This window comes from Nocardia sp. NPDC002869 (assembly GCF_046764065.1).
GTDB classification, from domain to species: Bacteria; Actinomycetota; Actinomycetes; order Mycobacteriales; family Mycobacteriaceae; genus Nocardia; species Nocardia rhamnosiphila.
The window spans coordinates 1-25,806 of sequence record NZ_JBKOOL010000076.1 but is presented as its reverse complement, the minus strand read 5'-3'; the positions used below and the strand labels follow the sequence as shown (position 1 = coordinate 25,806).

The window sequence follows — 25,806 nt, the reverse complement described above, 5'->3', positions numbered from 1 at the left end:
CGCGCCACTGCGCCGAACGCCGCCCCGGTGCCGCGGGAGCCACCAGGGTGGTCATGCCGGCACATCCGTCGCCGTGCCGGTGCCGGGCTCGGTCCGCAGCCCGGCCAGGTGGCCGACCAGAGTGTCGATCGTGACCAGTCCCGCGTACTTTCCGTCCGGCCCGGTGACCACCGCGGTCGCGTTCCGGTCACCCAGCAGCGCCGCCAGTCCCGCCTGGAGAGTCGATTCGGCAGACAGTGTCTCGGCCGTGGTCCCGGCCCCGCCGACAGAGTCGGCGTGGGCGAGGTCCGCGGTGGTGAGCCAGCGCAACGGCCGCCCCGCGGTGTCGAGCACCAGAGCGCGGGCCCCGTCCCCGATCGCCGTCCGCGCCACGTCGACCGGAGCGTCCTCGGTGACCGTGGCGCATTCCTCGAGCGTGACCTCCCGGATCCGGGTCAGGGTCAGCTGTTTGAGCGCGGCGTCGGAGCCGGCGAATCCGGCGACGGTCTCGTCCGCCGGGTCGGCCAGGATCGCGGCCGGCCGGTCGTACTGCAGGATCCGGGACCGGTCGCCCAGGACCGCGATCCGGTCACCGAGTTTCACCGCCTCGTTGAAATCGTGGGTGACGAAGACGATCGTCTTGCCCAGTTCGGCCTGTAATCGGAGCAATTCGTCCTGGAGCAGGCCGCGGGTGATCGGGTCCACCGCGCCGAAGGGTTCGTCCATCAGCAGGATCGGCGGGTCGGCGGCCAGGGCCCGCGCCACCCCCACCCGCTGCTGCTGCCCGCCGGACAGCCGGCGCGGATACCGGCGCCGGTAGGTCCCGGGATCCAGCCCGACCAATTCCAGCATCTCGTCGGTGCGGGCGGCGATGCGCTGGCGATCCCAGCCCATCAACCCCGGGACGGTCGCGATGTTCCGCGCGACGGTCATATGCGGGAACAGCCCCGCCTGCTGGATGGAGTACCCGATACCGCGGCGCAACCGGTCGGGGTCGATCTCGGCGGCGTCGCGGCCGTCGATGGTCACCGTGCCGGAGGTGGGCTCGATCAGCCGGTTGATCATCCGCATGGTGGTGGTCTTCCCGCAGCCCGACGGCCCGACCAGTACCACGATCTCACCGGCCGGTATCGTCATCGATACTGCGTCCACGGCCGGATCCTGTTGTCCCGGATACTGTTTGGTGACGGCGTCGAGCACGATCTCGACCCCGGACACCGCCGCCGTGCGGTTCGCCGAATCAGTCACGAATTCCCCTCGAAATGGTGAAACGTCCGACGAGGACGAAGATCCCGTCGAGAACCAGGGCGAGTGCGACGATCAGCACGGTGCCCGTCAGCGCCTGCGGTACCGCGTTGGGGCTACCGAGCCGGGCCAGCCCGGAGAAGATCAGATTCCCCAGCCCGGGGCCCTTCGCGTACGCGGCCAGCGCCAGAATGCCCATGATCAACTGGGTGCTCACCCGCATGCCGGTCAGAATCGACGGCCAGGCCAGCGGCAGTTCGATCGCGGCGAGCACCCGCAACCGGTTCATCCCCACCCCGCGCGCGGCATCCACCACCGCGGTATCCACCGCCGAGAGACCTACGAGAGTGTTGCGCAGGATCGGCAGCAGCGCGTAGAGCACCAGCGCGGTCACCGTCGGCGCGACACCCAGGCCCATGAGGGGAATGAGCAGGCCGAGCAGGGCGAACGACGGCACCGTCAGAATGGTCCCGGCCGCGGCGGTCGCGACCGCCGAGCCGATCGGACTGCGGTACACGGCGATACCCACGGCAACCGCCACCACCGTCGCGATGAGCAGGGACTGCACGACCGCGGAAACGTGCAGATAGGAATCGACGAAGAGCTGATGCCGTCGTTCCACGACGAAGCTCCACCACGTATCCAGGATCCGACCTCCCGTTCCGGCCTCCAGCGAGGCTATCGCGACCTCGCCGCGCCCGGACGGGTTTTCCCGGAGGACGTGCGACCGCCGGGACGGCGACGCGGCGCGCGACCCCCGCGGGAGACGGTCGGTACGGCAACGAGGACCTACAACGAACGACGGATCGGCGCCACGCCCCGAATCAGTTGCGGGTAAGCGCGCGGTCGGTGAGTGCGCCGATGATCGGGGCGAGCGTTTCGGCGTACCCGACGGTGAGGTGATTGTCGTCGCGGAAGACCAGGTTGTCCCCGATAACAAGCGGGCAGTCGGAGGGAGTGCAGAACAGCGAGGTCAGGTCGGCGTACTGTCCGCCACCGCCGGTGGTTGCCGCCTGCTCGGCCGCGATACCGGCATCGTTCAGCGCATCCGGTCGCGCCGGGGCGCAGGCCGCGGCATCGTCGAGATGTTCGGATAGGCATATCGGGACATCGGTGTGCGGGTCGGGGATCGACCCCAGCACGAGCACGGCCGCCCCGGTTGCGCGCAGCCGGGAGACCAGGCGATGCAGACTGTCGATCCAGGCCGGGTCGTAGGACACGAAGCCGAAGTCGGCGCCATATCGCCGGGACATGCTCACCACGATCAACCGCGGTCGCTCGGCCTGCAGCCGGTCCACGATCTCGCCGCGCCACTGCTCGCATTCGGTGTACTCCCGGCCGAGGTAAGGACTGGTGATGGGCAGGTCCAGGAGCGGGCAGGTGACCTTGGCCATGGTCTCCAGCCGCCAGTGCCGCGCCGCGGTGATCTGCTCGAACGCCGGCTGCCACATCGCGGCATGGGAATCGCCGACCAGGGCCACCGTGGTGGCCGAGTCCGGATCGCCGGAGGCGCACTCGGCCTGGCCCACCTCTCGCCAGGACCGTACACAGCCGTTCACGAACACGTCCGCTTTGCTCCCGGCCGCGTCGGCGAGCGAGGGGGTGAGATTCGAAGGGACGGGGCCGATCGCGGCAGAGGCGGCAATAGCGGCCTGCGCTTGTGCGACCTGCTGCCGGACTGCGGCCTCCCCGGGGTCCGTAGTCGGTGCGACCGGTGCGGTGGGTGCAGTGAGGGCAAGGGCCGGGGCCGCCGTACCGCGGCCGGCCGGGACCGGCGCGAGTACGAGCAGTGCGAGCGTCACGCCACCGGCGACAGCCGTGATCGCACCGCCACAGACGAGGCTGCGCGCGGCCGAACTCCGTAAGGGAACGGCGAAACGGGCCGGATTCTCGACGAGCCACAGCGTGAGCATGGCGAGTCCGCCCGCGATCGTGACCGCGCCCAGCGAACCACCGAGTCCGAGCGGATGGCCGACCACCCAGGGCGCAAGCAGTAACACCGGCCAGTGCCACAGGTACCACGAGTAGGACCCGCGGCCGATCGCCCGCATCGGGCCGAGTGCCAGCCCGCGTCCGACACCGAACCGTGGAGTGGCACAGCCGGAGATGATCACCAGCACGGTCCCTGCGACGGGCAGCAGCGCGGCGGTTCCGGGGTACCGGGTGTGCTCGTCGAACCAGGTGCAGGCGACGGTGATCAGCAGCAACCCGGCCCAACCGGCGAAAGCGGCCGGAATTTTCGGCAGCCGGGACCACGACGCCGCCGACAGCGCGGTCACGCCCCCGGCGGCCAACTCCCAGGCCCGGGTGGGCAGCGAGAAGAACGCCCACGACGGGAGCGTGCCGGTCCAGCTCAGGGAGGTCGCGAAGGAGCACGCGGCGACGATCACGAGAACGATCAGATATGGCCGCGAGGCCGCCGCCCCGGTTCGGTGCCGTCGCGCGAACCACGCCGTCGCGGCGATCAGCACCGGCCAGAGCAGATAGAACTGCTCTTCCACACCGAGTGACCAGAAGTGTTGAAACGGTGACGGGAGCACATCGCCGGCAAGATAGTCGGCGCCGCGCAGCGCGAAGCGATAGTTCCCGGCGTACAGCGCGCTGGCGATCCCGTCGCCGAGTACCCGGCGGGCCTGCAGCGGTGGCAGTAGCGCGGCGGCTGCCACCGCGGTGGTGACCAGGACAACACCTGCCGCGGGTAGCAGTCGCCGGGCCCGCGCGCCGTAGAACCGGGCCAGCCCGATAGTGCCGGTGGCCGCCGTTTCTCGGTAGAGAATTCCGGTGACGAGAAAGCCGGAAACGACGAAAAAAACATCTACACCGACGAATCCACCACCGACGCCGGGCATGCCCGCGTGAAAAAGCACGACGGCCACCACGGCAACGGCTCTCAGTCCTTCGATATCGGGCCGGAAGTATCTTCGCGGCACCGCATTATCGCTGCGGTCCGCACGCCGATCACCCAATTCGCTGCCGACCGCCACGGTCATGGGCAGCATTGTTATCGGTGTTGCCGGTGTTGTCACGGCAACGCACCGCGTGCGGATATTCCCGGTCCGATCCGCTGACCGGATGGTCGGTGGGACGGTTCCGTGTGGATGACACACGATTCCGTGGCAAGGAAGAAAGCCCTGATCATGCGAGAGGGCCTCGCGTTCGGCCGGGTCACCCGGTTCCTGGGAGACCGGTTCTCCAGCGGCTTCGGCCTCCGCTATCGGCCCTGTCACTCGGACAGGCCGCCGCGGCCGATCTCCGGGAACCCCCGCAGGAGTACGCGGGCATTGTCGGACCGGGAAAAGGCGGAAAATTAGGCGAATTGTCGATGTGTGAACGCGAAAAATCCCAGCGCGTGGCGCGTAGAATTCAAGCGGGTCGGGACAGCATCTGGAGCCCATCATGACGAGAAAGAATGCACACACGAAGTTCGCCCGGTTGGCGGCCGCCGCCGGTATAGCCGCAGTTGCCGCGATTCCGGTCGTCGCAGCCACGCAGCAAGCGCCTACCGCGCACGCAACCTCCCCCACGTCTGCCACTCAACGCGTCGACAGCCCCGGCTGGGGTAATGGCGGCGGCTGGGGTCGCGGCGATGGTTGGGGTTGGGGTAATGGTGGCGGTTGGGATCGCGGCGGCGGCTGGGGTTGGGGCAATGGTTGGGGTTGGGGTAATGGCGGTGGTTGGGGTAATGGCTGGGGTTGGGGTAATGGCTGGGGCTGGAGTCCCGGCTGGGGCAATTGGTGGCCCGGCGGGGGTGGCTGGGGCAGCTTCTAGCACTGGTGACCGTGCCTGGACATGCGCATCGTGCCGGGCACGGTCGCATCGAAAACCGATCATGTGAAGTGAGGTTCGACCAGCCGGGCTGGAGCTGGTGACGAGATGAAGATCGTGTGCGTCGGTGGCGGGCCGGCCGGGTTGTACTTTGCCATTTCGATGAAGCGGCGCGATCCGGCCCACGACATCACGGTGCTCGACCGCGATCCCCCTGGGGCCACCTATGGCTGGGGCGTCGTGTACTGGGACGACCTGCTGGACATCCTGTACCGGAACGACCCCGAGAGCGCCCGGGCGGTGCGTGCCGGGTCGGTCGTATGGCGTGACCAGGCAATACATGTGGGCGACGACCGGATTGCGCATTTCGGGGGTTACGGATTCAGCATGGGGCGCGCGGCATTGCTCGACGTACTTTCCCGGCGGGCGAGTGATCTGGGCGTCGATGTCCGGCACGGGCGAGAGGTTCACGATCTGTCCGGATTCGACGACACCGATCTCATCGTCGCCTCCGACGGCGCGAACAGCCGGGTACGGCAGCTGGGTGAGCATTGTTTCGGCACGTCCGTCACGCTCGGCGAGAATCGATATATCTGGCTCGGTACGGACGAGGTATTCACCCGATTCACCTTCGCCTTCGAACGCACCGCGGCCGGTTGGATCTGGTTCCATGCCTACCCGTCGGTTGCCGGGAAAATCAGCACCTGCATCGTCGAGTGCCAACCGCATACGTGGCACGGACTGGGATTCGACTCCCTGGACAATCCGGAGAACGTGCGTGTTCTGGAGAACATCTTCACGCGCGTCCTCGGTGGTCACTCGTTGATCAGCAAGACACGAGGCGAGTTCGCGAAATGGAGCCGCTTTCCCGAGATAACCAACAGGGCCTGGTATCACGACAACGTCGTGTTGCTCGGCGATGCAGCGCACACGACGCACTTCACCATCGGTTCGGGTACCCGGTTGGCAATCGTCGACGCCGTCGCGCTCGCACAGAACCTGTACGAGTATGCCGAGGTCGCCGACGCGCTGGAGAACTACGATGCGCAGCGCCGCGCCGCACTGCGCCCGATCCAGGCCGCCGCCCGTGCCAGCATGAACTGGTTCGAACACGCCGACCGGTATCTCGACCGTGACGCCGTACAGTTCGCCTATGCGATGGCGGCCCGGCACGGGCCGCAAGTGCCGTGGCGATATCAGCTACACCTGCTCACACAGGTTTCCGCTGTGCGCAAGGTCCGGCGTACCGTCGACTCCGGACAGCGGTGGTGGCGGGCTGCCCGACGGGGAGAACTGGCCATGGCACCGCCCTCGCCGCGACGCCCACCCAAACCGTCCCCGACCCATCACTCGAGGTTCCGCTTCGGGTGACGCCACCCCTTCGGCATGTTGTCGGTCGAGGTCGAGCGGCGACCCCATCCCATACGAGGGTCCCGGCGACCCCGATTCCGTCGTCGCCGCGCTCGCCGCCGCGGTCCGAGTCCACGGTCCGGCCCCCGAGGCTCCCACCGCATCGTCGGCAACACCCCCACGGCATCCGGTGCTCACCACCGTTCTGCGCATCGACCGGCCACTACACCCGGACCGGGACGAACTCACCGCCACCGGTGGACTGATGCGCTTCGATTCATTTGTCACCCGCGTGGAGCGGAAGGGACGATCACCCGATGAGCCGTCCTGTTATCGCTGAGATTCCGATCGGTCCCGTGGATGTGCCCGAGGTGGTCGAGGCGCTCGCCGGTGCCGACACGATAACCCCGGTGTGGCGTAATGAGCTCGGGGGTCTGACGTTTCGTCTCGAGGGCGAGGTGGTCCGGTATGCCAAGTGGGTTGCCGCGGGCACACCGGAGATCGATTTGCGCGCCGAGGCGGAGCGGCTGGCCTGGGCGCGGCGGTGGGTGACTGTTCCCCGGGTCCTGGAGCACGGGGCCGACGACGAGGGCGCGTGGCTGGTTACGGCGGAAGTCGCCGGACGCTCCGCGGTGGAGCCTCGGTGGATCGCGGAACCGGCGACAGCGGCGGCCGCGATCGGGGCCGGGTTGCGCCGGCTGCACGACCGCCTGCCTGTCGACCGATGCCCGTTCGAGTGGAGTGTCGGAACACGACTCGTGCGCGCCGATGAGCGCCTGGCCGAAGGGCAGGGGCCGGCCGACCGATCGCCCGAGTATCGGCATCTGAACGTAGCGGAAGCCCGGGCACGGATCGGCGACCCGCCCGGGATCGACCGGCTCGTCGTCTGTCACGGTGATGCGTGCGTTCCCAACACGCTGGTGCACGACGACGGCGGATTCGCCGCGCATGTGGACCTCGGCTCGCTGGGGGTGGGCGACCGGTGGGCCGACCTCGCGGTCGCGGCATGGAGTACGGAGTGGAATTACGGCCCGGGCTACGACGGGATCCTGTACGAGGCGTACGGGGTCGCGCCGGACCCCGAGCGCATCGATTACTACCGCCTGCTGTGGGATATGTCCTGAACACTCGTGCGCCGGGAGCGGTGAGGTCGCCACGCTCGCGGGCCGGCCCGGCTCTTCCTCATCCCCAGGTGAGGGGGTCGAGGTGGAGGTAGAAGTCCAAGCGGTCACGGTCCAGGACGAGGCCGTAGTCGGCCGCGAACAGTCTGTCCGCGGCCAGCGCCTGCTCCTCGTTCTCCCAGGTCCCGCGCGCGTTGGCGAGCAGGAGCGCCAGATCGGCGTAACGATCGGCGGACCCGAGACGGCCCAGGTCGATGAATCCGGACACCTCCAGCGTTCCCGGGTCCACGACGATATTGGGCAGACACAGGTCTCCGTGACAGACGACCGTGTCCACAGCCTCCTCGGCCCGCATCCGCGCGATCGCGGGTTCGAGGCGGGCCAGCAGTTCGTCGGGCGGTGTGTGCTGCTGCTCGACGGGGAGGAACTCCGGGTTCACGGCTTTCCGGCCGACGACATCACGCGCAAGAGTGATCATCGTGTCGAGGCGGCGGTCGAACGGGCACAGTCGCGCCGGTAGTCCGTGCAGCCCGCGCACCGCGTCGGTGATGTGTTCCCAGGCCGCGCGGAGGTCCGCAGCCGATAGTCGATCCGCGGCGACGCCGGGGACGGCGCTGGTCACCAGGAGTGCTCCCGCCTCACCGGCGTGCCAGTCGAGCACCCGTGGCCCGGTACGCCCTGGTCGGCCAGCCACCGCACCCGGTCGTGCTCCGCCTTCAGCACGGCGGCCTCCGCGGCCGGAACACATTTGGCGTATCGGGTGGTGTCCGCGTGGTGAAAGACGGTGGCGCCCGACTCGCCGGTGGTGACAGGTGACCAGTCTTCGATGCGGTATCCCGCACTCACCAGAACCGTTCGCGGGTTGTGGCTTTCACTCATTCCGGCCACTTTAACCTGCACGCATCCGCACTGGTCTGCCTGCAGGCGGCGACCGTGCTCGGTCCCGGACCACCTTTCTGCCTCTGCCGCCAGCGCCTCGGTGACGGCCGATCGGGTGCGGTTCTTCGCCTCGGCGCCGGGGCCGACAGCGTAGTCGGCGATCGAGACCATGGCGTCTCGCAGGTGCTGCGTCCGGCCGGTGTGCCCCTGCGAGACATGGCGGGCTCTGGCCGCAGCTGCATTATGGTGGCAAGCACGCGGATCGCCATGTTCGGCTGAGCGCAGAGTCGTGATCACCACCGCATGGCGTTGAAGTCGATCGGTTGGGGGCGAAGGCCTTTCACACGTTCGGCCAGGCCTCGCATCCGGAGCGCCATCTCGCTTGCCGGAAGCTGCCGGCGATCCCCATGACCGGGCAGCAGCCATTCGAAACTGAAATCGGCCGATCGTGCCAGCGAATGGGCCAGCACTTCGACCGAATACCAGGTGACGCTCTCGGCAATTTCGATATCCCCGGTGGTGCGGGACCAATAAACGCTGTCCCCGCTGAAGCAGTATCGGTCGTCGACTATATAAAGCACACTTCCCTGGGTGTGACCCGGAAACGGATGCGCCATTACACCGTCGACGATCTCCACGGGCTCGGATCCCCGTATTATCCGATCGGCATCCGGGGCTGAATCGAGATCACCCTCGTGAATCCACAGTCGAGCCCCGAATCGATCTGCGTAGCGCCGACCGTGCGCAGCGTGGTCACGGTGGGTCAGTAGAACGTCCGTCACCACGCCGATCTCCTCGTATCGGGTTGCCAGCGACTCGCTCCAGCGTGGCGTATCGACCATGAGGTTGCCGCCGCGGCGTCGCAGCAGATAGGAGTTGGCGCCCGCGGTGTGTGACGAGTTGTGGCCACACAGGTATACCCCCTCATCCAGGCGCATGGGGAACGGGTCGAACACCGCTTTCAGTGGTACGTTCTCGCGCCGAACGGACCGGGTTTGACAAGCGAATGCGGCTGCCGCCAGCGCCTGTTCCTCGGCTTCGTCGCGCGGTTGACGCAGAATTTCGGAGCGACCATCGACCTCGCCGATCAAACCGGGCGCCAATTGCCGGGACACATCGCAGTTCACGCAGCGATCGTCTACGAACCAAGACATGTGCAGAGCTCCCTCCTCAGTGCGACGCAGCTACGACCGCACCTTTTCAGGAGTACCAAACATGGCGCTGAAATTTCAAGCCTTGACTTATTTATAAAAGCCCATCTGGGGATTCCATCGGCAATTCAATATTGGTGCTGCAACGGCAGCTGAGTGAACTGGTGGTAAATGTGATCTGTGGTGTTGGATCGTGTTGTGGCCGAGATTGGATTCGATGATGTCGAGGATTGGGGGGCCGGTTCACGCCTTCGGAGCCGCAGGCTCGGGCGCGGGAGTGCGTGGTCGGTTTGACTGCGGGTCTGGAGTGCAAGAACGGTGGACGTTATCCGAACGCGCTGGTGTGATGGGCCCGGACGAGATGCAGCGGCGGCTGTGCAAGGCCGGCTGGGACATCGACGGGGCCCGTCACGGTGTGCGGGGCTACGTGTTCGAACATCTCGGGCACCCCGACGCCGTGCTGGCCGGTGACGAGACCGGGCCCATGAAGAAGGGCGTGAAATCCGCTGGGGTGCAACGGCGGTACTCCGGCATCGCCGGGCGTTCGGAGAATTGCCAGTTCGAGGTACTTCTGGCGTACACGTCGAAGCATGGGCACGTCCCGATCGAGCGGGAACTCTACGTCCTGGAGTCGTGGACATCGGATCGGCAGCAGTGCCGCGACGCCGGGATCCCCGACGAGACAGAGTTCGCGACCAAGTCGCGGCAGAGGATCACCATGCTCGAACGCGCCTTGGCGGCGAAGGTGCCGTTCGCGTGGTTCACCGCCGACGAAGCCTACGGGCAGGCCGGCTATCCACGGGATTGGCTGGAAGAACGCGACGTGTTCTACGTGATGGCCACTCACCGCGACCACCAGCTGACCACTCGAGCCGACCGCACCGCCCGCGCCGATAGCCGGGTTGCCGAGTTCGGTGCGGGCACCGGGCAGCGGTTGTCGGTCGGTGCCGGCGCACACGGGCGGCGGCGGGGGACGAGGTAAGCGGTTTGTGCGAGTCACGGCGTACGCCCGGCTGACCTGTTTCGATCCGGCATATATGTCCACCTCGCTGTGCCTATTTCTTGGGCGATCAGCGTTGCAAGCCGTTCGTGTGAGTCGCGGCTCAGGTGTATTCCGTCGTCTCCCGGGCCCGCGACGGTAGCTGCGTCTACGAACAAGGCCTGACGCTTGGAAGCGACGCGGCGTAACGCTGCGCCGAGTTCGCGCGACTTGCGCACGGAGTCGGCGTCGTATTCGGAACTTCGCTCGGCAAATGCAGGCTGGTCGGCATCGAGATGGATCGGACTGACCAGCAATACCGCAGGGACCCCACTGGTGCGGGTCCAACCAGTGCACTCGACGCTGTCGATATAGCCCTCCAGTGCGGCAGCGACTGCGTCTGGTTCTCGACCGAACTTGGTCTTGAGATCGTTGTTTCCCAGCATGATGACCACCATGTCCAAGGGTGAGTGGCTGCGCAGACACGGTTGGAAATAGGTACGGCCATTGCGATCGTCCCGGTCGGGGTCGTCCAAGTCGGTGGTACGGCCGCCGAGGCCTTCCTCGATAATGGCGTATCCGGGACCCAGGAACTCTTGTAATCGCCCGGTCCAGCGCACGTCGGCCGGCCATCGGCCGCTCTCTTCGGAAGGTTGGCCGAAGGTGTTGGAATCACCGAAGCACAAGACGGTGAACGCGGAAGGGTTGATGATCAATTCGGAACCCTACAGGTGAGAGGGGTAATTTGAGATTTTCAACGAAACCGTCGATTCCATCGGGTCGTTGCTTGCGTAGAGCGAGTGATTCTCTGGCGGCCTGCGCGGCGCGTTCCGTGTGCCTCTCATCATCAGGTTTTCCGATCAGACGAGGTTTCGCCAGCGGCTTCGGCTATCCGGTCGATATCTCGCGCGAGGTCGAAGTCCAGCTCGGTAAGCTTCCGGTCGAAGTCATGGGTGGTGATTCGAAACTCGATGCGTTGCCAGGTGATGAGCATGTTGGGACGGCGGCCGACTTCGCGTGCCTTGGCGGCGGAATACACCGCCAGGTGCACGCACTCGTGGTAGGTGTGGGCGAAAGTGCGCGTGATCTCGTCGCCGTTGCGCTGCCAACCGGGTAGGGCTTCGAGACCGTCGGCGATCTCGCTGTCGTCCAGAGGTGTGGGCAGAGCGGTCATGCGCCCGACCCTATGAGATGGACGACGTATGCGGAACCGGTCGACAGCAGGGCGGCCGAATCATGGTCTGCGGAAATGATGGCTCCGACAGATAGCGTGGAAGAGTGATTCAGTCCGTAGTATTCGATGTTGGCGAGACACTGCTCGACGATTCGCGAGAGTTCGGCGCGTGGGCGGATTGGCTCGGCGTTCCGCGGCACACGTTTTCTGCGATCCTGGGCGCTGTCACCGTGGCAGGCCGCAACAATGCCGAGACGTTCCAGGTCTTGCGGCCAGGGTTCGACCTAGCCGAGCAGCGCTGGCGTCGCGAGGAGGCCGGGGTCGGTGAACGGATCGAAGAATCCGACCTCTACCCTGATGTTCGTCCTGCTCTTGCCGCGCTGAAGCAGGCCGGCCTGTGGGTCGGTGTGGCCGGGAATCAGACGGCAAAGGCTGCGGCACTGCTACGGTCATTGGATCTTCCCGTCGATGTGATTGCGACGTCCGGTGAATGGGAGGTAGCCAAACCTGATCCGGCGTTTTTCGAGGCGGTGATCGACTTCGCCCCGGGCGAACCGGACGAAATCCTCTATGTGGGGGACCACCGGGACAATGATATTGCGCCCGCGCGGGCTGCCAGTTTACGGCCGGTATTGATCCGTCGGGGACCGTGGGGTTACCTATGGGCGGACGACTCGGTTGTGGCTCGTGACGCGGAATGGGTTATCAATTCTTTGGCAGAGCTTTCCGGCCTGGTTGGTACAGACCGTTGAAGTACTCGATTCCGGTTTGCTCCGGAGTCGTGAGCTGGCGGGCCATGGCGTCTTGTAGAGCCGATAGGTCCGCGCCGGTGGACGTAGCGTCTAGTGAGATGCACCTGCTCGGCAAACTGGGCTTCTATACGGATAGGTAGCAATCTGACCTTGTTAGTGTTCGCGCGGCAGACCTTTCTTCACCGGTGCGCTCTTCACTGTTGTGCGGTGGATATCAGCTGCAGGAGTTTCCGGGAGATGATCGGGTTGGCGGCCACGGTGTGGCGGGACCGGACGTTGTGGATGCTGCCGTCGGAATCGGTCACCACGGCCCCGCTTTCGCGGGCGATGAGCACTCCGGCTGCCATATCCCATTGTTTGTTGGACATGATGATGCATCCGTCGGTGCGGCCTTCAGCTGTCCAGGCCAGGTCGAGTGCGGCGGAGCCGAGCATGCGAACCCTTTCTGCTTCTGCCGCCAGCGCCTCGGTGACGGCCAATCGGGTGCGGTTCTTCGCCTCGGCGCCGGGGCCGAGGGCGTAGTCGCCGATCGAGATTATGGCGTCTCGCAGGTGCTGCGCCCGGCCGGTGGTGATGGGCCTGTCATTCAGGTACGCACCCCGCCCTTCGATTGCGTAGTACTCCAGCCCGAGAAACGGTGCTCGTATCACACCGACAATCGGCCGGTCCTGATGCACCAGCGCAAGGGACACCGCACAAAGCGGAATATTGTGGATGAAGTTCGATGTCCCGTCGATGGGGTCGAGCACCCATGTTTGTTCGGCATGTACGGAATCCGATGACTGCGTGGTGGTTTCCTCACCCCGGAAGCCGATTTGGGGTGCATGCGCTCGCAGCAGTCGCTGCGTCGTCTCTTGGATTTCGAGGTCGAGTTCAGTGACGAAGTCCCGATCGCCTTTGCTGTGGACTGCACCTGTCCCTGCAGTCGTCAGGAGTTCGGCTCCAGCGGCTGTGGCCATGCGCGCGATGGTCAAGAGCGTACTGATTTCGTTCACGCGTCGATTCCCTTCCCTCGCGCCCATAGAGTGTCAAAAACGCTTACAAACGTATCGAACACCGCTGGCCCGCCGGACTTCCGCATTACGAATGTCGGCGATTCGAGGCCACGCCCCTGTGGGAGGTAGGGCTGCATGATGCACAATTTGGTATCGATAATGACGAGGTTGAAGCGCGGCGGCTCATCGAAGGTACGTACATGGATTGAACCCGGCGTGTAAGGCCCTGTTCTGGCCAGGATCCGTTCCAGAGACCGGATATTCAAGCTTGTGAGGTCGGATAGAGTGTTTGGTGCGTGTCCTTCTTCGGCCTCCCGGGCGCGGATACTGTCACCGGCCGGATCGAGGAACAAGCATCTGATCTCAGTGCCGTTTTTTAGAAGCTGAATGACATCGCTGTCGGAGCACTGCTGGCAGAAGAGATTGAGCGAGATGCCCACCATGTCGATACTGTGTGCCGATCGGAATATTCGCTGCGGTGGCATGTCCTGGACGAAGTCGGCACGGTTTCGAAATACGGCTTCTACTTCGCTTGCTCGTTGACGGGCAGGCAGTAGTGCAACCTGCTCGCTGCCTCGGTGTCGCCTGTCCTGTGCGGGTTGGTTGTCGGGATGGCTGCCGAACAGTTCCTCGATCGACCATTCCGGAAACATCTCTTGCAAGACGCGGCGATGATGTGGGTAGGGCAAACCACCGATATCACCGGAGAGCCAACGGTAAAACTGGGCCTTCCGGGGGCCGCAGCCAACGATTGCTGGGTCGATCCTGCGGGCCAGTCGGTCGTATTCCCGGTTGAATGCCGCGACCGTCTGTAAGTGACGTTGCCGCAATAGGGTCTTGAGAAGCGTTGCCATGACTCCTACCTTCGACCGTTGCCCGCGCTACCGAATGAGACATAGATGATACCTCGGCGGTTAGGGAGAGACCTAGGAGGCGGCGAGACGATACCAGTTGGTGGAGGAGGCTTTTGGAGTATTCATCAGCAACCCGGGAGCGTTCTGAATGATCTCTATTGCTCGAAGAGTCATCAACGACGGAAATCATGTGGTTGGCCGACTCAGGTACTCGGGTCTGAGTTCAGTTCGATCCGTCGCAGTGTGGGTTCATACCACGTGCCGCTGTCGCCTTCCACCTCTACCAGTGCCGATCTCCACGCGTCATTTGCCGACCCTTGTTTCAGGAGCACGCAATGCGTTCGTCACCCTCATCCCGGGCTCCGCTGCGACCGCCGCCCGATACCTACTCGCAAGAGCCGGTTGGTGTAGATGCCTCCCGGGCCAGTGTCGCGCGAGTCCACGACTACAGCCTTCTCGGCAAAGACAACTACGAGGTCGACCGCGCGGTTTTCGCCAGGGTACTCGAGATGGCACCAGGTCAGTGCGAGGTGTCGCGGATGAATCGGCGCTGGCTGCATAGGGTGGTGCGCTATCTGGCCGGGAATGCTGGGGTCGGGCAGTTCGTCGATATCGGTGCCGGGTTGCCGACCGCTCTGAATACCCACGAGGTCGCCCAGTTGGAAAACCCCAGAGCGACAGTGGTCTACGTCGACAACGATCCGTTGTGCGCCGCGTATGGGCGGGCGCTGCTCGAGCCTAACGACCGTACACACTACGTTCTCGCGGACTTCCTGGAGGCAGGCGCACTCCTGAAGAACCCGGACGTACTCCAGTACCTCGAGTTGGATCGCCCGATAGGGGTGCTGGTGTGCGGGCTGCTCCACCATATCGGTGACGGGTCGAGGCCGGCTCGGGCAATGAGTGAGCTGATCGAACGGCTGCCTTCCGGTTCGTATGTGGCGGTCACGAACTTCTACGACCCGGGCTCCGAGAATCCCGAAATCCATCGGCTGGCGCGGAAGCTGGAAGAGGCGTTCACCGGAGGCGTGGGTTCGGGCTGGTACCGGACCCGTTCGGAGCACCTCGAATACTTCGAAGGTCTCGAGCTGCTGCCGCCCGGCTTGGTCGAACTCGACGATTGGTGGCCCCTCGGCCGGATCGGGCGGGGCAGGTTGCCGGAGGAGCGAACGATGCGTGGCGCGGTGGGGTACAAGCGACCGGCGTTGCTGCGGTTTGCGGTCGCCTGACCAAAGGCATTCGTTCACAGCTATTTTCACCGCTACATGCGGAGGTTTGCGCTTCCGCGGGAACGCGGAGCGTGGGGGACCGTCTCGGTAATTCCGAGCTCGGGGCGTGTGTCGCTGGGGGACACACGCTGTCCATTTTCGGTCTTGAATTTTCGGAGGGTGATCAGTCATGTCTTCTTCGCGTAGTCCAGTTCTCATCGTGGGCGCCGGTCCGACCGGGCTCACCCTCGGTATCGAGTTACTGCGGCGGGGTGTGGATGTCCGGTTGATCGACCGGCTCACCGCCCCCGTGACGACTTCGCGGTCGTTCACGGTGCACACCCGCACTCTGGAGCTGCTGGAACAGGCCGGGATCGTCGACGAGTTCCAGGAGAGGGGTTTGCGCGGGGAGTGGATGGACTACCGGTTCGCGGGTTTCTCAGACAAGGTGCGGTTGGATTTCACCGGTCTCGACAGCCGATACCCGTATTTCCGCACGATCGGCCAGCGCGCCACCGAGGAGATCCTGCGCCGCCATTTCAGCGCGCTCGGCGGGGCCGTCGAATGGCACACCGAGCTGGTTTCGGTGACCACGGATCCGGACGGCGGAGTCACTGCCATCGTGCGGGATACGAATAGTGGTGAGACCGCAACCGTGGACTCCGACTGGCTGATCGGTTGCGACGGCGTGCACAGCACTGTCGCCGATCATCTGGGTGCGCAGGTGGGTCGTGCGGAGTACGTGGGGACGGCGATGCGGATGATGGACGTGCCGCTTCGGCAGCAGTCACCGGGTTTCCCGATGGAGGTCGGCGGTATCGACTACCGCATCACCGGCGGTCACATGCTGCTGACGACAGCATTGCCCGGTGGGGTGTGGCGGGTACTGATCAGCGAACCCGGCGAGGCCCGCAGTATCGACGCTTCGGCCGCGGCGTTCCAGAAGGTGCTCGACGAGCATTTCGGTGGTGCGGTGCGGTTGGGTTCCCCGGAGTGGACGACGGTGTTCCGCACCCGGCGGCGGCTCGTCTCCCGGTATCGCAGCGGCCGGATCTTCGTCTGTGGGGACGCCGGACACGAACGGTCCCCGGCGGGCGGGCAAGGCATGAACACCTCGATGCAGGACGCGTTCAACCTCGGCTGGAAACTCGCCGCCGTCGTGCACGGCCACGCCCGGGAGTCATTGCTGGACAGTTACGAGACGGAGCGGCGTCCGGTCGCCGAGCAGGTGATCGCGGGCACCCATGAACTGCATTCGGTGCTGATGGACCACGGCCGCCCGGTCGCCGAACGACTCGCGCTCGCCCGCGAACCCGGGTTCACCGAGCGGGCGGTGGCCCGGATCTCCGGCATCGCCTACCGCTACGCGAACACCTTCGATCCCGGATCGTCCTCGCCGCGGTGGGCGAACGGGCCGGCGGCGGGGGACCGCGCCTCCGACGCCGAGATCACCCCTCGGCTACGGCTGCACGAACGGTTGCGCCACGGCGGACACACCCTGGTGGTCGTCCATCGCGATCCGCACGATGCCGCGAAGGTCTCGGCGCTGCTCGCGCGTGTGCGTCGGCAATTCGGCGCCCGGGTCGAAACGGTGGTCGTCACCCCGCCCGGGTATCACGGACCCGGCCCGGCCGGTGCCCTCCTGGCCGACAGTCGCCGGATTCACGACCGCTACGGGACCCCCGACGGGGACGCTGTCTGCCTTATTCGACCAGACGGCTATATCGGCGCCCACTGTCTGCTCACCGAGCCGGACACGACGTTCGCGACGCTGCGCGACGCCTTGCCCTGATCCGCCGGATACCGACGGCGATCGACTTCCACTACGCCTAGCGGAAGCCCGGGGCTGTCCTGTGCCTCCGGGGGACTCCACTCGGCGACGACGAAAGCTCTTCGAAATCGTCGCCGCTCCCACATTCGGCGCCCCGGGCGCACGTCTCTCTTGTCTCCCGCTCATCTCGAAGAAATGGACCATGTCGACTCCACCATCGATCTCCTATCCGCGAACCGATCACCTCGGCTCGTGCCCGGTCGCGCACACCGCACCCCAGGTTTCCACGGAAGCGCGAGTGCCCGTCCACACCCCGGAATTCGCCGCCGACCCGCACCGGATCTATCACGAGATGCGCACGGCATTCGGTGATCTCGCACCGATCGAACTCGCACCCGGCGTACCGGCCACCCTGGTACTCGGCTACCACACCGCGGTCCGGATCCTGCACGATACCGAGCATTTCCCGACCGACCCGCGCACCTGGCAGACCACCGTGCCACCGGGATCACCAATACTGCCGATGATGCGCTGGCATCCCGCCGCCCGCTACAGCACTGGGCCCGACCACCAGCGGTATAGGCAAGCATCCAAAGACAGCATCGACGCCGTCGACGGCCATGCCATGCGCTCCGTCGTCGAAGAACTGGCGGCCCCGCTGATCAACGGATTCTGCGAGACCGGGTCCGCCGAGCTGGTGGGAGACTACGCCCGCCCCCTCGTCGTCGCTGTCCTCAACCGGATCATGGGCTGTCCACCCGAAATAGGGGCGCGGATCATCGCCGGCACGGCCGCACGTTTCGACACCGTCGACGCCGCCACCGGGATGGCACTGCTGCGTGCCGCGCTGACAGAACTGATCCGGCTGAAACGCGACCGTCCGGGCGACGACGCCACCTCACGCCTGCTGGCCCACCCCCGCCGCCTCGACGAAGGGGAAGTGCTCGCCCAGTTGCTGAGCTTCTACGGAGCGGGCGGCGAAGCGCAACCGAATCTGATCACCAACACCCTGCTGCTGATGATGACCGACGAGCGCTTCGGGGGAGGACTGATCGGCGGAAGTCTGTCCACCCGTGACGCCCTCGACGAGGTGCTGTTCCACGACCCGCCGATCGCGAACTTCTGCACCACCTACCCCCGCACCCCCGTCCTCGTCGGCGACACCTGGCTCCCCGCCCACCAACCCGTGCTGATCGGCCTCGCCGCCGCCAACACCGATCCGCGAATCACCGACGGCGACCACACCGGCAACCGCTCCCACCTCTCCTGGAGCGCGGGCCCGCATGCCTGCCCGGCCCGCACCCTGGCGTATCAGATCGTGCAGGACGCGATCGACCAGCTGCTCGACGCGGTCCCCGATATGGCGCTCGCGATTCCGCGCGGGGAGCTGGTGTGGCGGCCCGGCCCGTTCCACCGGGCCTTGACCCGGCTCCCGGTCACCTTTCGTCCCTGCCCCGCCGTCACCCTTCCTTCGCCCCGCGCCACCCGAGGATGATCGTGAACTCACTGGCCGCCCACCGACTCATCGCCCTCTACACGACTCGCCCCCACCAGGCCGGACCGCTCGCGGATGGCACCGGCCCCGGCGCGGGCATCGACACCACGCCCGGCTCGGACCTCGGCGGTGACTGTGCCGTCGATCCGGCGTTCGGTTCCCTGGACGAAGCATTACGGGTACGCGCGGCACACAGCGGCCACACACCGCTGTGCCGTCAATACCTCGCAGCGATCGCCTATCTCGGCGGACTCCATGACGACAGCTACGAATGACCCCAGGCCCGGGACCTCGACCGGATGCCTGATTCGGGTATCGCGACCGCAGCCCACCGGCCCCCGACCTCGGCGCCCCACTCGGCGGCGGCTTTGGCGTCGCCGAGTGGGGTTCCCCGCTTCGGGGCCACCGGCCGGGCATATCGTGGCGCGACCTCGGAGTCCCACGGGTCACTTGTCGTCGCGGTGCGGGTTGCCTTCGTTGTCCGGAGCGTCGCGGGTACTCGGACCCTGCCCCTTCAACCACCGGAACCCGACCACCACGGCGACCAGTATCGCGATCGCGAGGATGACGAGTAGTTCCATACCTTCGCGCCTACCCGGGTCCGGCGACTTCAACCACCGAGTCGTCCCGGGCCGGTGCGCTCACGCCACGACGCGGACCGTTTTCAGCTCGGGGTCCGTGGCATCCGGGATGTTCAGCCCGATCTCGTGACCGGTGCGCAGATAGTCCAGCACCCCCTGGTCGAGGCGTTCCCCGGGCACCACCACGGGTATACCGGGTGGATAGGGCGTGAGCTGTTCGGCCGCGACCCGGCCCGCCGCCTCCGCCACGGGCACCATCTCGGTGGAGCCGAAGAACGCGTCGCGGGGCAGTATCGCGGTGTCCAGCTGCAGTTCGTGCGGGGAGGGAAGGTAGATCTCGTGCGGGGAATTCGCGTCGGTCGGTTGCGCCCGCCACGCGCCGATCGCCTCGACCAGCGTGCCGGCCGTTTCGTCGTCGTCGGCGTAGGACATGGTCGCGAGGATCCGCCGATGATCGCTCATTCCCACATCGATCAACCGTTCCCGGCGCAGCCACTCCTCGGCGTCGTACCCGGTGGCGCCGGTCCCGGAGACATCGACCAGCACCTGGAGCCGATCCAGGTCATGCGAGGCCTCCGAGCCGAGCAGTTCGTCTTCCATGACCTGCAGGCCCGGGATACCGTTCAGCTCGGCCCGGGTGCGCCGCGCGGTGCGCAACGCGGCATCGAACAGATCGTGGCCGCGCTCGACCATCTGGCGGCGCCATCCGTCCAGTGCCGAGTAGATCAGCACATTCGGGCTCGTCGTCATGAGTAGGTCGACGCAGTGGCGCAAGCGGACCGGGTCCACCAGATCACCCTGCACGTGGAAGACCGAGCTCTGTTCGAACCCGGCGCCCATCTTGTGCACGCTCACCACACAGATATCGGCGCCCACGTCCATCGCCCAGGTCGGCAGGTCCGGGTGGAACGGCAGATGCGCGCCCCAGGCTTCGTCCACGATGAGCGGTTTGCCGCGCTCATGGCACACCCGGGCGATCCCCGCGATATCGGCGCAGGTCCCGTATGGGCTGGGGCTGACGATGAGCGCCCCCGCCGCCTCGGGGTATTTCTCCCACGCCGCACGGACCTGTTCCGGTGACGGCGGATGGGACAGATGGCGTTCGGCATCCCAGCGCGGGGTGATCCAGCGCGGCAGCACCCCCGAGAAGATGAGCCCGGCCACGATCGATTTGTGGCTGTCGCGGGCCACCAGCAGACCGTTCTCGTTACCGCCCGCGACGGCCATCATGGCCGCCTTCACCGACAGCGAGCTGCCACACGTGGCGAAGAAAGTCTGGTCCGCGCCCACGGCGTCGGCCATCAGCTCCTCGGCCGGGACAGATAGCCACCGCGGGACAGGCGGTCGTCGATACCCGGCGCGGCCAGCACATCGGCGCGGAACGCGTCCGCGCCGATGATCGCTGCCACCCGTTCGTCCACGCCGCGACTCTGGCGATGGCCCGGCGGTGTGTAGCCGTACCGGCCGAGCCGTTGGTATTCGCCGAGCGCGTCGAGCAACGGTGCGCGTGAGTGGTCCATGCGGCGCTCAGTGGCCACGTGGCTCACGCAGGGTCGCGCCTTCCTCGAGCTTGATGCGCCGGTGCTCGGCGACCACGATCAGCCCGCCGGCGATCAGGCAGATCACGCCGAGGATCCCGGCGATGACCGCCCAGCCGGCGAAGCCGTAACCGGCGGCGGTGAGGGTCAACGCCACCAGGACGATGCCGACGGCGCCGAGGATGATGCCCGGCCAGTTGCGGGTGTCTTCGATGGTTTCTCCGGCGTGCGAACGGGTCGTCCGTGCGTCGTCGGGGAAACGATGCTCACTTACGGGGTGACTCTTATCGGGATCGTTGTGTCCGGCGACCATGGTCATGTCCTTCCTGTCGAGCCTGCGACCAGGGACGTTGCGCCGAATACCCGCTCGGCTGCGGTTGAATCACCGGTGGGGGGCCGGTCCTGTCCGATTCGCCCGGCCGGGAAAGGGGCCGGCGGGACCGGGTGCCCGGGGTCCGGGAGGGGTGGGCGATCCGGAGCAGGCCCGGGTACGGGCCCGGGCTCGGGTGGTACCGGCGACGGGCCCGGGACGGGCGGCTGTGGCTCCGGAGGCGGGCCGGGGACGGGCGGTTGGGGTTCCGGCTCGGGGCCCGGAACCGGCGGTTGCGGCTCCCGGGGCCGCGGTTCGGGCGGGGGAGCGGGCAGCGGGGGCGTGGGCTCGGGATCCGGCGCCGGATGCGGTTCCGGAAAGGGATGCTGTGGGTCGGTGGCGCGCATGATGATTGTGCTCCTGTCGCGGGTGCCGGGGCCGGTGGCGCGAGGCGGTTTCCGGCCGCTGACCGCGATACCCGCCGCGGGCGGGGCGAATCAGCGCATGGACGGCAATTCACGCATCCCGGCCGGGCTGCCCCGGCCGGTGATCCCTCGGTGGTGTGCTGCGGCCTCGGCCGACGATGGACGTGATCCGGGTGCGGCGCTGCCCGGGCGACGGTCGGCGACCTTCGCCCATTCCGTCGTCGACGGCCGTGTGCAGGGCGTGGAAATCGAGCCGTCCCCGGTGAGCCGGAGGACGATCGGGATGCCGCAGGCGGCGGGACTCCGCGGCCGGCTCGGGTTCGCTCCTGCCGTCAGGGCGCGGCGGTGCCGATCCGCCGCCCGGCCGCCCGCATGGCGTCGGTATCGGAGGCCACGATGACCTCGGCGAAACGGGATCGGTAGTCACCCAGATCGTCACCGACCGAGCCCACCACCGCGTAGACCGGGGTCTCGCCGGCCCGCCCGAGAATCGCCGAGATGATCTTGCCGGCCCGGGTCTGCCCGTCGAGCCGCCCTTCGCCGACGACGATGGTGCTCGCGTGCGCGGCAAGGGTGTCGAACCCCGCGCTGTCGAGCACGTACTCCGCGCCGGAGCGCAATTCGGCTCCGTACTGTGCCCACATGCCGCCGGAGAATCCCCCGGCCGCCCCGGTCGCGTCCACGCCGGACGGATCGCGGGGCAGGGTGCGCGCGATGTCGGCGAGCCGCCGGGTCAGCAGTTCGACAGTGGCCGGGTCGGCTCCCTTCTGCGGTCCGAACACCCGGGCGGCGTCCACATAGCGAGTGGTGACATCGGTCAGCACGGTGATCGCGGCCCCGCCGAGACCGCCGGCGTCCTCGATGGCCGCGATCGCTCCCATGCCCCCGTCGGTTGTGGCCGATCCGCCCGCGGCGACCACGATCCGCCACGCTCCGCGCCGCGCCGCCGCCGCGACGAGCATGCCGGTGCCGTAGGTGTTCGCGGCGACCGGATCGCGCGGACCGTTGTGCGCAGTGGTGATACCGCTGGCCGCGGCGATCTCGATCACCGCGGTGCCGTCGTCGGACAGCCCGAAGGTGGCCTCACCGGGGACGCCCCACGGATTGCGTGCCGCGACCGTCACCGGGCGGAGTCGCAGCGGCCCGGTGAGGGCGGCGAGGGTGCCTTCGCCGCCGTCGGCGACCGGGAGGCGCACCGCGCTCGCGCCTGTTTCCTCGGCGCCTCCGGCGATGGCGTCGGCGACCTCGGCGGCGGTATACGTGCCTTTGAAACTGTCGGGACAGACCAGGATCGTCACGCCGCGCGCCCGCCGATCGCCACGGACCCCCGCGCCCCGCCGGGCCGCGCCGGATCGGCAACGGGATTGCCGAAGACCGCCGGGAATTCGCAGATCCGCGTCACTCCACCCGAACGTCCCGGCGGACGGCACCGAACCCCGCGGATTTCCGGCCGCCCCCTCGCGCCGCTGGGTGGGGGCTGCCTCCTCCGGCCGGTCGGCACCGTGCACACGCTCATCGCGACCGACTCTATCGGGCACCGACGGCACGGCGTGTGTGCCCGTCGTTTCCGTGATGCCGCTCCGGCCCTGGTGTCCGGGTCCGCGCGACTTCGGGTCGCGGTGGCGCTGTGCCGGCTACGGCTACCTCCGGCATGTCCTGAGGGTGCAGCTGCCCCTCGCCCGGTCGGCGCGCCTCGGGGACGCGGGGGGCAGTGCTGTCTGCGGCGTGCACCCGGGGGGAGGTGCGTCAGGGGAGATGCATCAGCTGTCGAGCAAGGCCGAACAGACGTTTGCCGAGCTTGATGACGGGAAGCCCCAGTGGAATCAGGAGGATCGTCGCGCACAACACCGCACCGAGGATCCACACCACGGCCGCGAGCAACCCGACCACCGTGCCGAGCACGGCCGTTACGATCCCCAACACCGAATTGAGCAGGGTCTGTATCGCTCGCATGACGACCTTCCTGTTTTCGATTATGCGCTCTTTCCGCTCGACGCGTCGTTGCCCAGATCCCCCGGCCGTCCACTCAGGCGTGCAGCAGCGCCGAGGCCCGGTTGGCGATTTCGGTGCCGACCTCGGTGGTGGTGGCCGTGCCGCCGAGATCGGGAGTGCGCGGTCCGCCGTTGCCGAGGACATCGGTGACCGCCCGGTCGACGGCCGCCGCCGCGACGTGCTCGCCCAGATGATCGAGCAGCATGGCGGCCGCCAGGATCTGCGCCACCGGGTTGGCGATGCCCTGACCCGCGATATCGGGCGCGCTACCGTGCACCGCCTCGAACATCGACGGCGCGTCCCGGGCGGGGTTGATATTGCCCGAGGGCGCCAGCCCCAGTCCGCCGGTGACGGCGGCGGCGAGATCGGAGAGGATATCGCCGAAGAGGTTGGAGCCGACGATCACATCGAGCCGGTCGGGATGCAGTACGATCTCGGCGGCCAGCGCGTCGACGTGCATCTGCCGGGTCTGCACGGCCGGGTATTCCGCGGCGATCCGTTCGAAGATCTCGTCCCAATAGGGCATGGAGTGGATGAGCCCGTTCGATTTCGTGGCCGAGCAGACGCGGCCCGCGCGTTCGGTGGCCCGGTCGAAGGCGTACCGGATGATTCGTTCGCAGCCGACCCGGGTGAAAACGGATTCCTGCAGGACGAATTCGTCCGCCCGGCCGGGATTGTGCCGGCCGCCGATCTCGGAGTACTCGCCCTCGGAGTTCTCGCGCACGATGAGCAGGTCCAGATCGGCGGCGGTGCGGTCGCGCAGCGCCGAGGTGGTGCCGGGCAGCAACCGCACCGGGCGCAGGTTGACGTACTGGCCGAAGGCCCGGCGCAGTGGGATGAGCAGCCCCCACAGCGAGATGTGGTCGGGGACCCCGGGGAAACCGACGGCGCCGAGCAGGATCGCGTCGAATCCGGCGAGCCGCTCCGGTCCGTCGGCGGGCATCATCGCACCGGTGCGCAGATAGTTCTCGCAGGACCAGTCGAATTCGGTCCATTCGATGCCGGGCAGCACCCGGTCGAGAACTTTCGTCGCCTCGGCGGTCACGTCGACGCCGATACCGTCGCCCGGGATCGTCGCGATCCGATAGGAATTCACAGTGGCACTCCGATGTATTTGATCTCGAGGAATTCGTCGATGCCGACCAGGCCGCCCTCGCGGCCGAGACCGGATTCTTTCACCCCGCCGAACGGCGCGGCCGGATTGGATACGACACCCTGGTTCAGGCCGACCATGCCGGTGTCGAGCGCTTCGCTGATCCGCAGCCCGCGCCGCAGACCTTCGGTATAGACATAGCTCACCAGACCGTACGGGGTGTCGTTGGCACGGGCGACGGCCTCGTCCTCGGTGTCGAAGGTCGCGATACTCGCGACCGGCCCGAACACCTCGGTATGGCAGATCTGCGCCGCGTCGGGAACATCCACCAGGACGGTGGCGGGGTAGAAGTTCCCCGGCCCGTCGAGCGGATCGCCGCCCAGCAGTACGCGGGCGCCGCGTGCCCGGGCGTCGGCGACCAATTCGGTCACCTTGGTCACCGCGTCGGTATCGATCAGCGGGCCCACGACGACCCCGGGTTCGGTGCCGCGGCCCAGTGGCAGCTCGCCCATGCGCGCGGCCAGCCGCTCCGCGAATTCGGCGGCCACCCCGCGCTGGACGAGGAACCGGTTCGCCGCGGTGCACGCCTGGCCGATATTGCGCATCTTCGCCGCCATCGCCCCGTCGACCGCCGCGTCCAGGTCGGCGTCGTCGAAGACGAGGAACGGTGCGTTGCCGCCCAGTTCCATCGAGGTCCGCATGACGGTGCGCGCGCACTGCTCGAGCAGTTTCTTGCCCACCGCGGTCGAGCCGGTGAAGGACAGTTTGCGCGAGCGCGGGTCGAGGATGAGCGGTGTCATCAGAGCGCCCGGGTCCGAGGTGGTCACCACGTTCACCACCCCGGCCGGCACCCCGGCCTCGTGCAGGATCCGCGCCAGCGCCAAGGTGCACAGCGGGGTCTGTTCGGCGGGTTTGACCACGCTGGTGCAGCCGGCGGCGAGGGCGGGCCCGATCTTGCGGGCGCCCATGGCCATCGGGAAATTCCAGGGGGTGATGAGCAGGCTCGGCCCGACGGGCTGCCGGGTGACCAGGAACCGGGAGCCGCCGCCGGGCGCGGGCATATATCCACCGCTGGCCGAACCGCAGCGTTTCGCCCGGCTGATCCGCGATATCGCCGACGGTTGCGATGCCCGTCGCGATATCCGCGAG

Annotated in this window: 20 protein-coding genes and 4 pseudogenes; 8 read left to right on the top strand and 16 right to left on the bottom strand. The window is 67.0% G+C overall.

Annotated elements, in window-relative coordinates; translation table 11 throughout:
- Positions 1–51 precede the first annotated feature (51 nt).
- From ACLML9_RS16015 to ACLML9_RS16005, 3 genes are all read right to left on the bottom strand, one after another.
- Positions 52–1,227, bottom strand: coding sequence for an ABC transporter ATP-binding protein (locus tag ACLML9_RS16015; protein ID WP_411946280.1), 1,176 nt, complete (start codon positions 1,225–1,227; stop codon positions 52–54).
- Entirely contained in the window at positions 1,220–1,870 is a 651-nt protein-coding gene (locus tag ACLML9_RS16010; protein WP_411946282.1) for an ABC transporter permease, read from the bottom strand. The genes ACLML9_RS16015 and ACLML9_RS16010 overlap by 8 nt, the downstream gene beginning before the upstream one ends.
- A 178-nt stretch (positions 1,871–2,048) precedes the next feature.
- The gene (locus tag ACLML9_RS16005) at positions 2,049–4,214 is read right to left on the bottom strand and encodes an acyltransferase family protein (RefSeq protein WP_411946279.1); all 2,166 of its coding nucleotides are present in this window, start codon (positions 4,212–4,214) and stop codon (positions 2,049–2,051) included.
- Between the two features lie 883 nt (positions 4,215–5,097).
- On the opposite strand from ACLML9_RS16005, the gene ACLML9_RS16000 reads away from it, so the two are divergent.
- On the top strand, positions 5,098–6,360 hold the full coding sequence (locus ACLML9_RS16000) for an FAD-dependent monooxygenase (RefSeq protein ID WP_411946278.1): 1,263 nt from the start codon (positions 5,098–5,100) through the stop codon (positions 6,358–6,360).
- 296 nt (positions 6,361–6,656) lie between these two features.
- A complete protein-coding gene (locus ACLML9_RS15995; protein ID WP_411946277.1) occupies positions 6,657–7,463 on the top strand; it encodes an aminoglycoside 3'-phosphotransferase in 807 nt (268 codons plus the stop codon).
- A 58-nt stretch (positions 7,464–7,521) separates the two neighbouring features.
- On the opposite strand, the pseudogene ACLML9_RS15990 reads toward ACLML9_RS15995, so the two are convergent.
- Together ACLML9_RS15990 and ACLML9_RS15985 are read right to left on the bottom strand one after the other, a co-directional pair.
- Positions 7,522–8,339: pseudogene (locus ACLML9_RS15990) on the bottom strand (APH(3'') family aminoglycoside O-phosphotransferase).
- A gap of 293 nt (positions 8,340–8,632) precedes the next feature.
- Positions 8,633–9,493 (bottom strand): MBL fold metallo-hydrolase, encoded by an 861-nt coding sequence (locus tag ACLML9_RS15985; RefSeq protein ID WP_411946276.1) that lies wholly within the window; start codon positions 9,491–9,493, stop codon positions 8,633–8,635.
- A gap of 227 nt (positions 9,494–9,720) precedes the next feature.
- Between ACLML9_RS15985 and ACLML9_RS15980 the strand changes: the two are divergent.
- A pseudogene (locus ACLML9_RS15980) lies at positions 9,721–10,457 on the top strand (IS701 family transposase); the annotation flags it as partial.
- Between the two features lie 29 nt (positions 10,458–10,486).
- Here the strand turns inward: ACLML9_RS15980 and ACLML9_RS15975 are convergent.
- Together ACLML9_RS15975 and ACLML9_RS15970 are read right to left on the bottom strand one after the other, a co-directional pair.
- Entirely contained in the window at positions 10,487–11,185 is a 699-nt protein-coding gene (locus ACLML9_RS15975; protein ID WP_411946275.1) for a GDSL-type esterase/lipase family protein, read from the bottom strand.
- A gap of 131 nt (positions 11,186–11,316) precedes the next feature.
- Positions 11,317–11,643: a 4a-hydroxytetrahydrobiopterin dehydratase gene (locus tag ACLML9_RS15970; protein WP_411946274.1), complete on the bottom strand. Its 327-nt coding sequence runs from the start codon at positions 11,641–11,643 to the stop codon at positions 11,317–11,319.
- Between the two features lie 104 nt (positions 11,644–11,747).
- Between ACLML9_RS15970 and ACLML9_RS15965 the strand changes: the two genes are divergently transcribed.
- On the top strand, positions 11,748–12,395 hold the full coding sequence (locus ACLML9_RS15965; RefSeq protein WP_411946273.1) for an HAD family hydrolase: 648 nt from the start codon (positions 11,748–11,750) through the stop codon (positions 12,393–12,395).
- 194 nt (positions 12,396–12,589) lie between these two features.
- On the opposite strand, the gene ACLML9_RS15960 is transcribed toward ACLML9_RS15965, so the two are convergent.
- Both ACLML9_RS15960 and ACLML9_RS15955 read right to left on the bottom strand, forming a co-directional pair.
- On the bottom strand, positions 12,590–13,390 hold the full coding sequence (locus ACLML9_RS15960; protein WP_411946272.1) for an inositol monophosphatase family protein: 801 nt from the start codon (positions 13,388–13,390) through the stop codon (positions 12,590–12,592).
- Positions 13,387–14,244: a DUF5919 domain-containing protein gene (locus ACLML9_RS15955; protein WP_411946271.1), complete on the bottom strand. Its 858-nt coding sequence runs from the start codon at positions 14,242–14,244 to the stop codon at positions 13,387–13,389. Before ACLML9_RS15955 ends, ACLML9_RS15960 begins: the two co-directional genes overlap by 4 nt.
- A gap of 365 nt (positions 14,245–14,609) precedes the next feature.
- Here ACLML9_RS15955 and ACLML9_RS15950 point away from each other — a divergent pair, with 365 nt between their 5' ends.
- The 4 genes from ACLML9_RS15950 (at position 14,610) to ACLML9_RS15935 (ending at position 18,993) form a co-directional block, all read left to right on the top strand.
- Positions 14,610–15,473, top strand: coding sequence for an SAM-dependent methyltransferase (locus tag ACLML9_RS15950; RefSeq protein WP_411946281.1), 864 nt, complete (start codon positions 14,610–14,612; stop codon positions 15,471–15,473).
- 169 nt (positions 15,474–15,642) lie between these two features.
- Positions 15,643–17,244, top strand: a complete 1,602-nt coding sequence (locus tag ACLML9_RS15945) for an FAD-dependent monooxygenase (RefSeq protein ID WP_411946270.1) — start codon at positions 15,643–15,645, stop codon at positions 17,242–17,244.
- A gap of 181 nt (positions 17,245–17,425) precedes the next feature.
- Complete coding sequence (locus tag ACLML9_RS15940) at positions 17,426–18,718, top strand: cytochrome P450 (RefSeq protein WP_411946269.1); 1,293 nt, start codon at positions 17,426–17,428, stop codon at positions 18,716–18,718.
- Positions 18,719–18,720: 2 nt separating this feature from the next.
- Positions 18,721–18,993 carry a hypothetical protein gene (locus ACLML9_RS15935; RefSeq protein ID WP_411946268.1) on the top strand — a complete coding sequence of 91 codons (273 nt, stop codon included), beginning with the start codon at positions 18,721–18,723 and terminating at the stop codon, positions 18,991–18,993.
- Between the two features lie 171 nt (positions 18,994–19,164).
- Here the strand turns inward: ACLML9_RS15935 and ACLML9_RS15930 are convergent, their stop codons facing one another.
- The 7 genes and pseudogenes from ACLML9_RS15930 to ACLML9_RS15900 form a co-directional block, all read right to left on the bottom strand.
- Complete coding sequence (locus tag ACLML9_RS15930) at positions 19,165–19,299, bottom strand: hypothetical protein (RefSeq protein WP_356991071.1); 135 nt, start codon at positions 19,297–19,299, stop codon at positions 19,165–19,167.
- Between the two features lie 60 nt (positions 19,300–19,359).
- A pseudogene (locus ACLML9_RS15925) lies at positions 19,360–20,819 on the bottom strand (aminotransferase class I/II-fold pyridoxal phosphate-dependent enzyme).
- A gap of 7 nt (positions 20,820–20,826) precedes the next feature.
- Positions 20,827–21,156 (bottom strand): hypothetical protein, encoded by a 330-nt coding sequence (locus ACLML9_RS15920; protein ID WP_411946267.1) that lies wholly within the window; start codon positions 21,154–21,156, stop codon positions 20,827–20,829.
- A gap of 748 nt (positions 21,157–21,904) precedes the next feature.
- Positions 21,905–22,870 (bottom strand): glycerate kinase, encoded by a 966-nt coding sequence (locus ACLML9_RS15915; protein WP_411946266.1) that lies wholly within the window; start codon positions 22,868–22,870, stop codon positions 21,905–21,907.
- Between the two features lie 448 nt (positions 22,871–23,318).
- Positions 23,319–23,525, bottom strand: a complete 207-nt coding sequence (locus ACLML9_RS15910) for a hypothetical protein (RefSeq protein ID WP_411946265.1) — start codon at positions 23,523–23,525, stop codon at positions 23,319–23,321.
- A gap of 73 nt (positions 23,526–23,598) precedes the next feature.
- On the bottom strand, positions 23,599–24,660 hold the full coding sequence (locus tag ACLML9_RS15905; RefSeq protein ID WP_411946264.1) for a tartrate dehydrogenase: 1,062 nt from the start codon (positions 24,658–24,660) through the stop codon (positions 23,599–23,601).
- Positions 24,657–25,727, bottom strand: a pseudogene (locus ACLML9_RS15900) (NAD-dependent succinate-semialdehyde dehydrogenase); the annotation flags it as partial. The gene ACLML9_RS15905 and the pseudogene ACLML9_RS15900, both read right to left, overlap by 4 nt.
- Positions 25,728–25,806 lie beyond the last annotated feature (79 nt).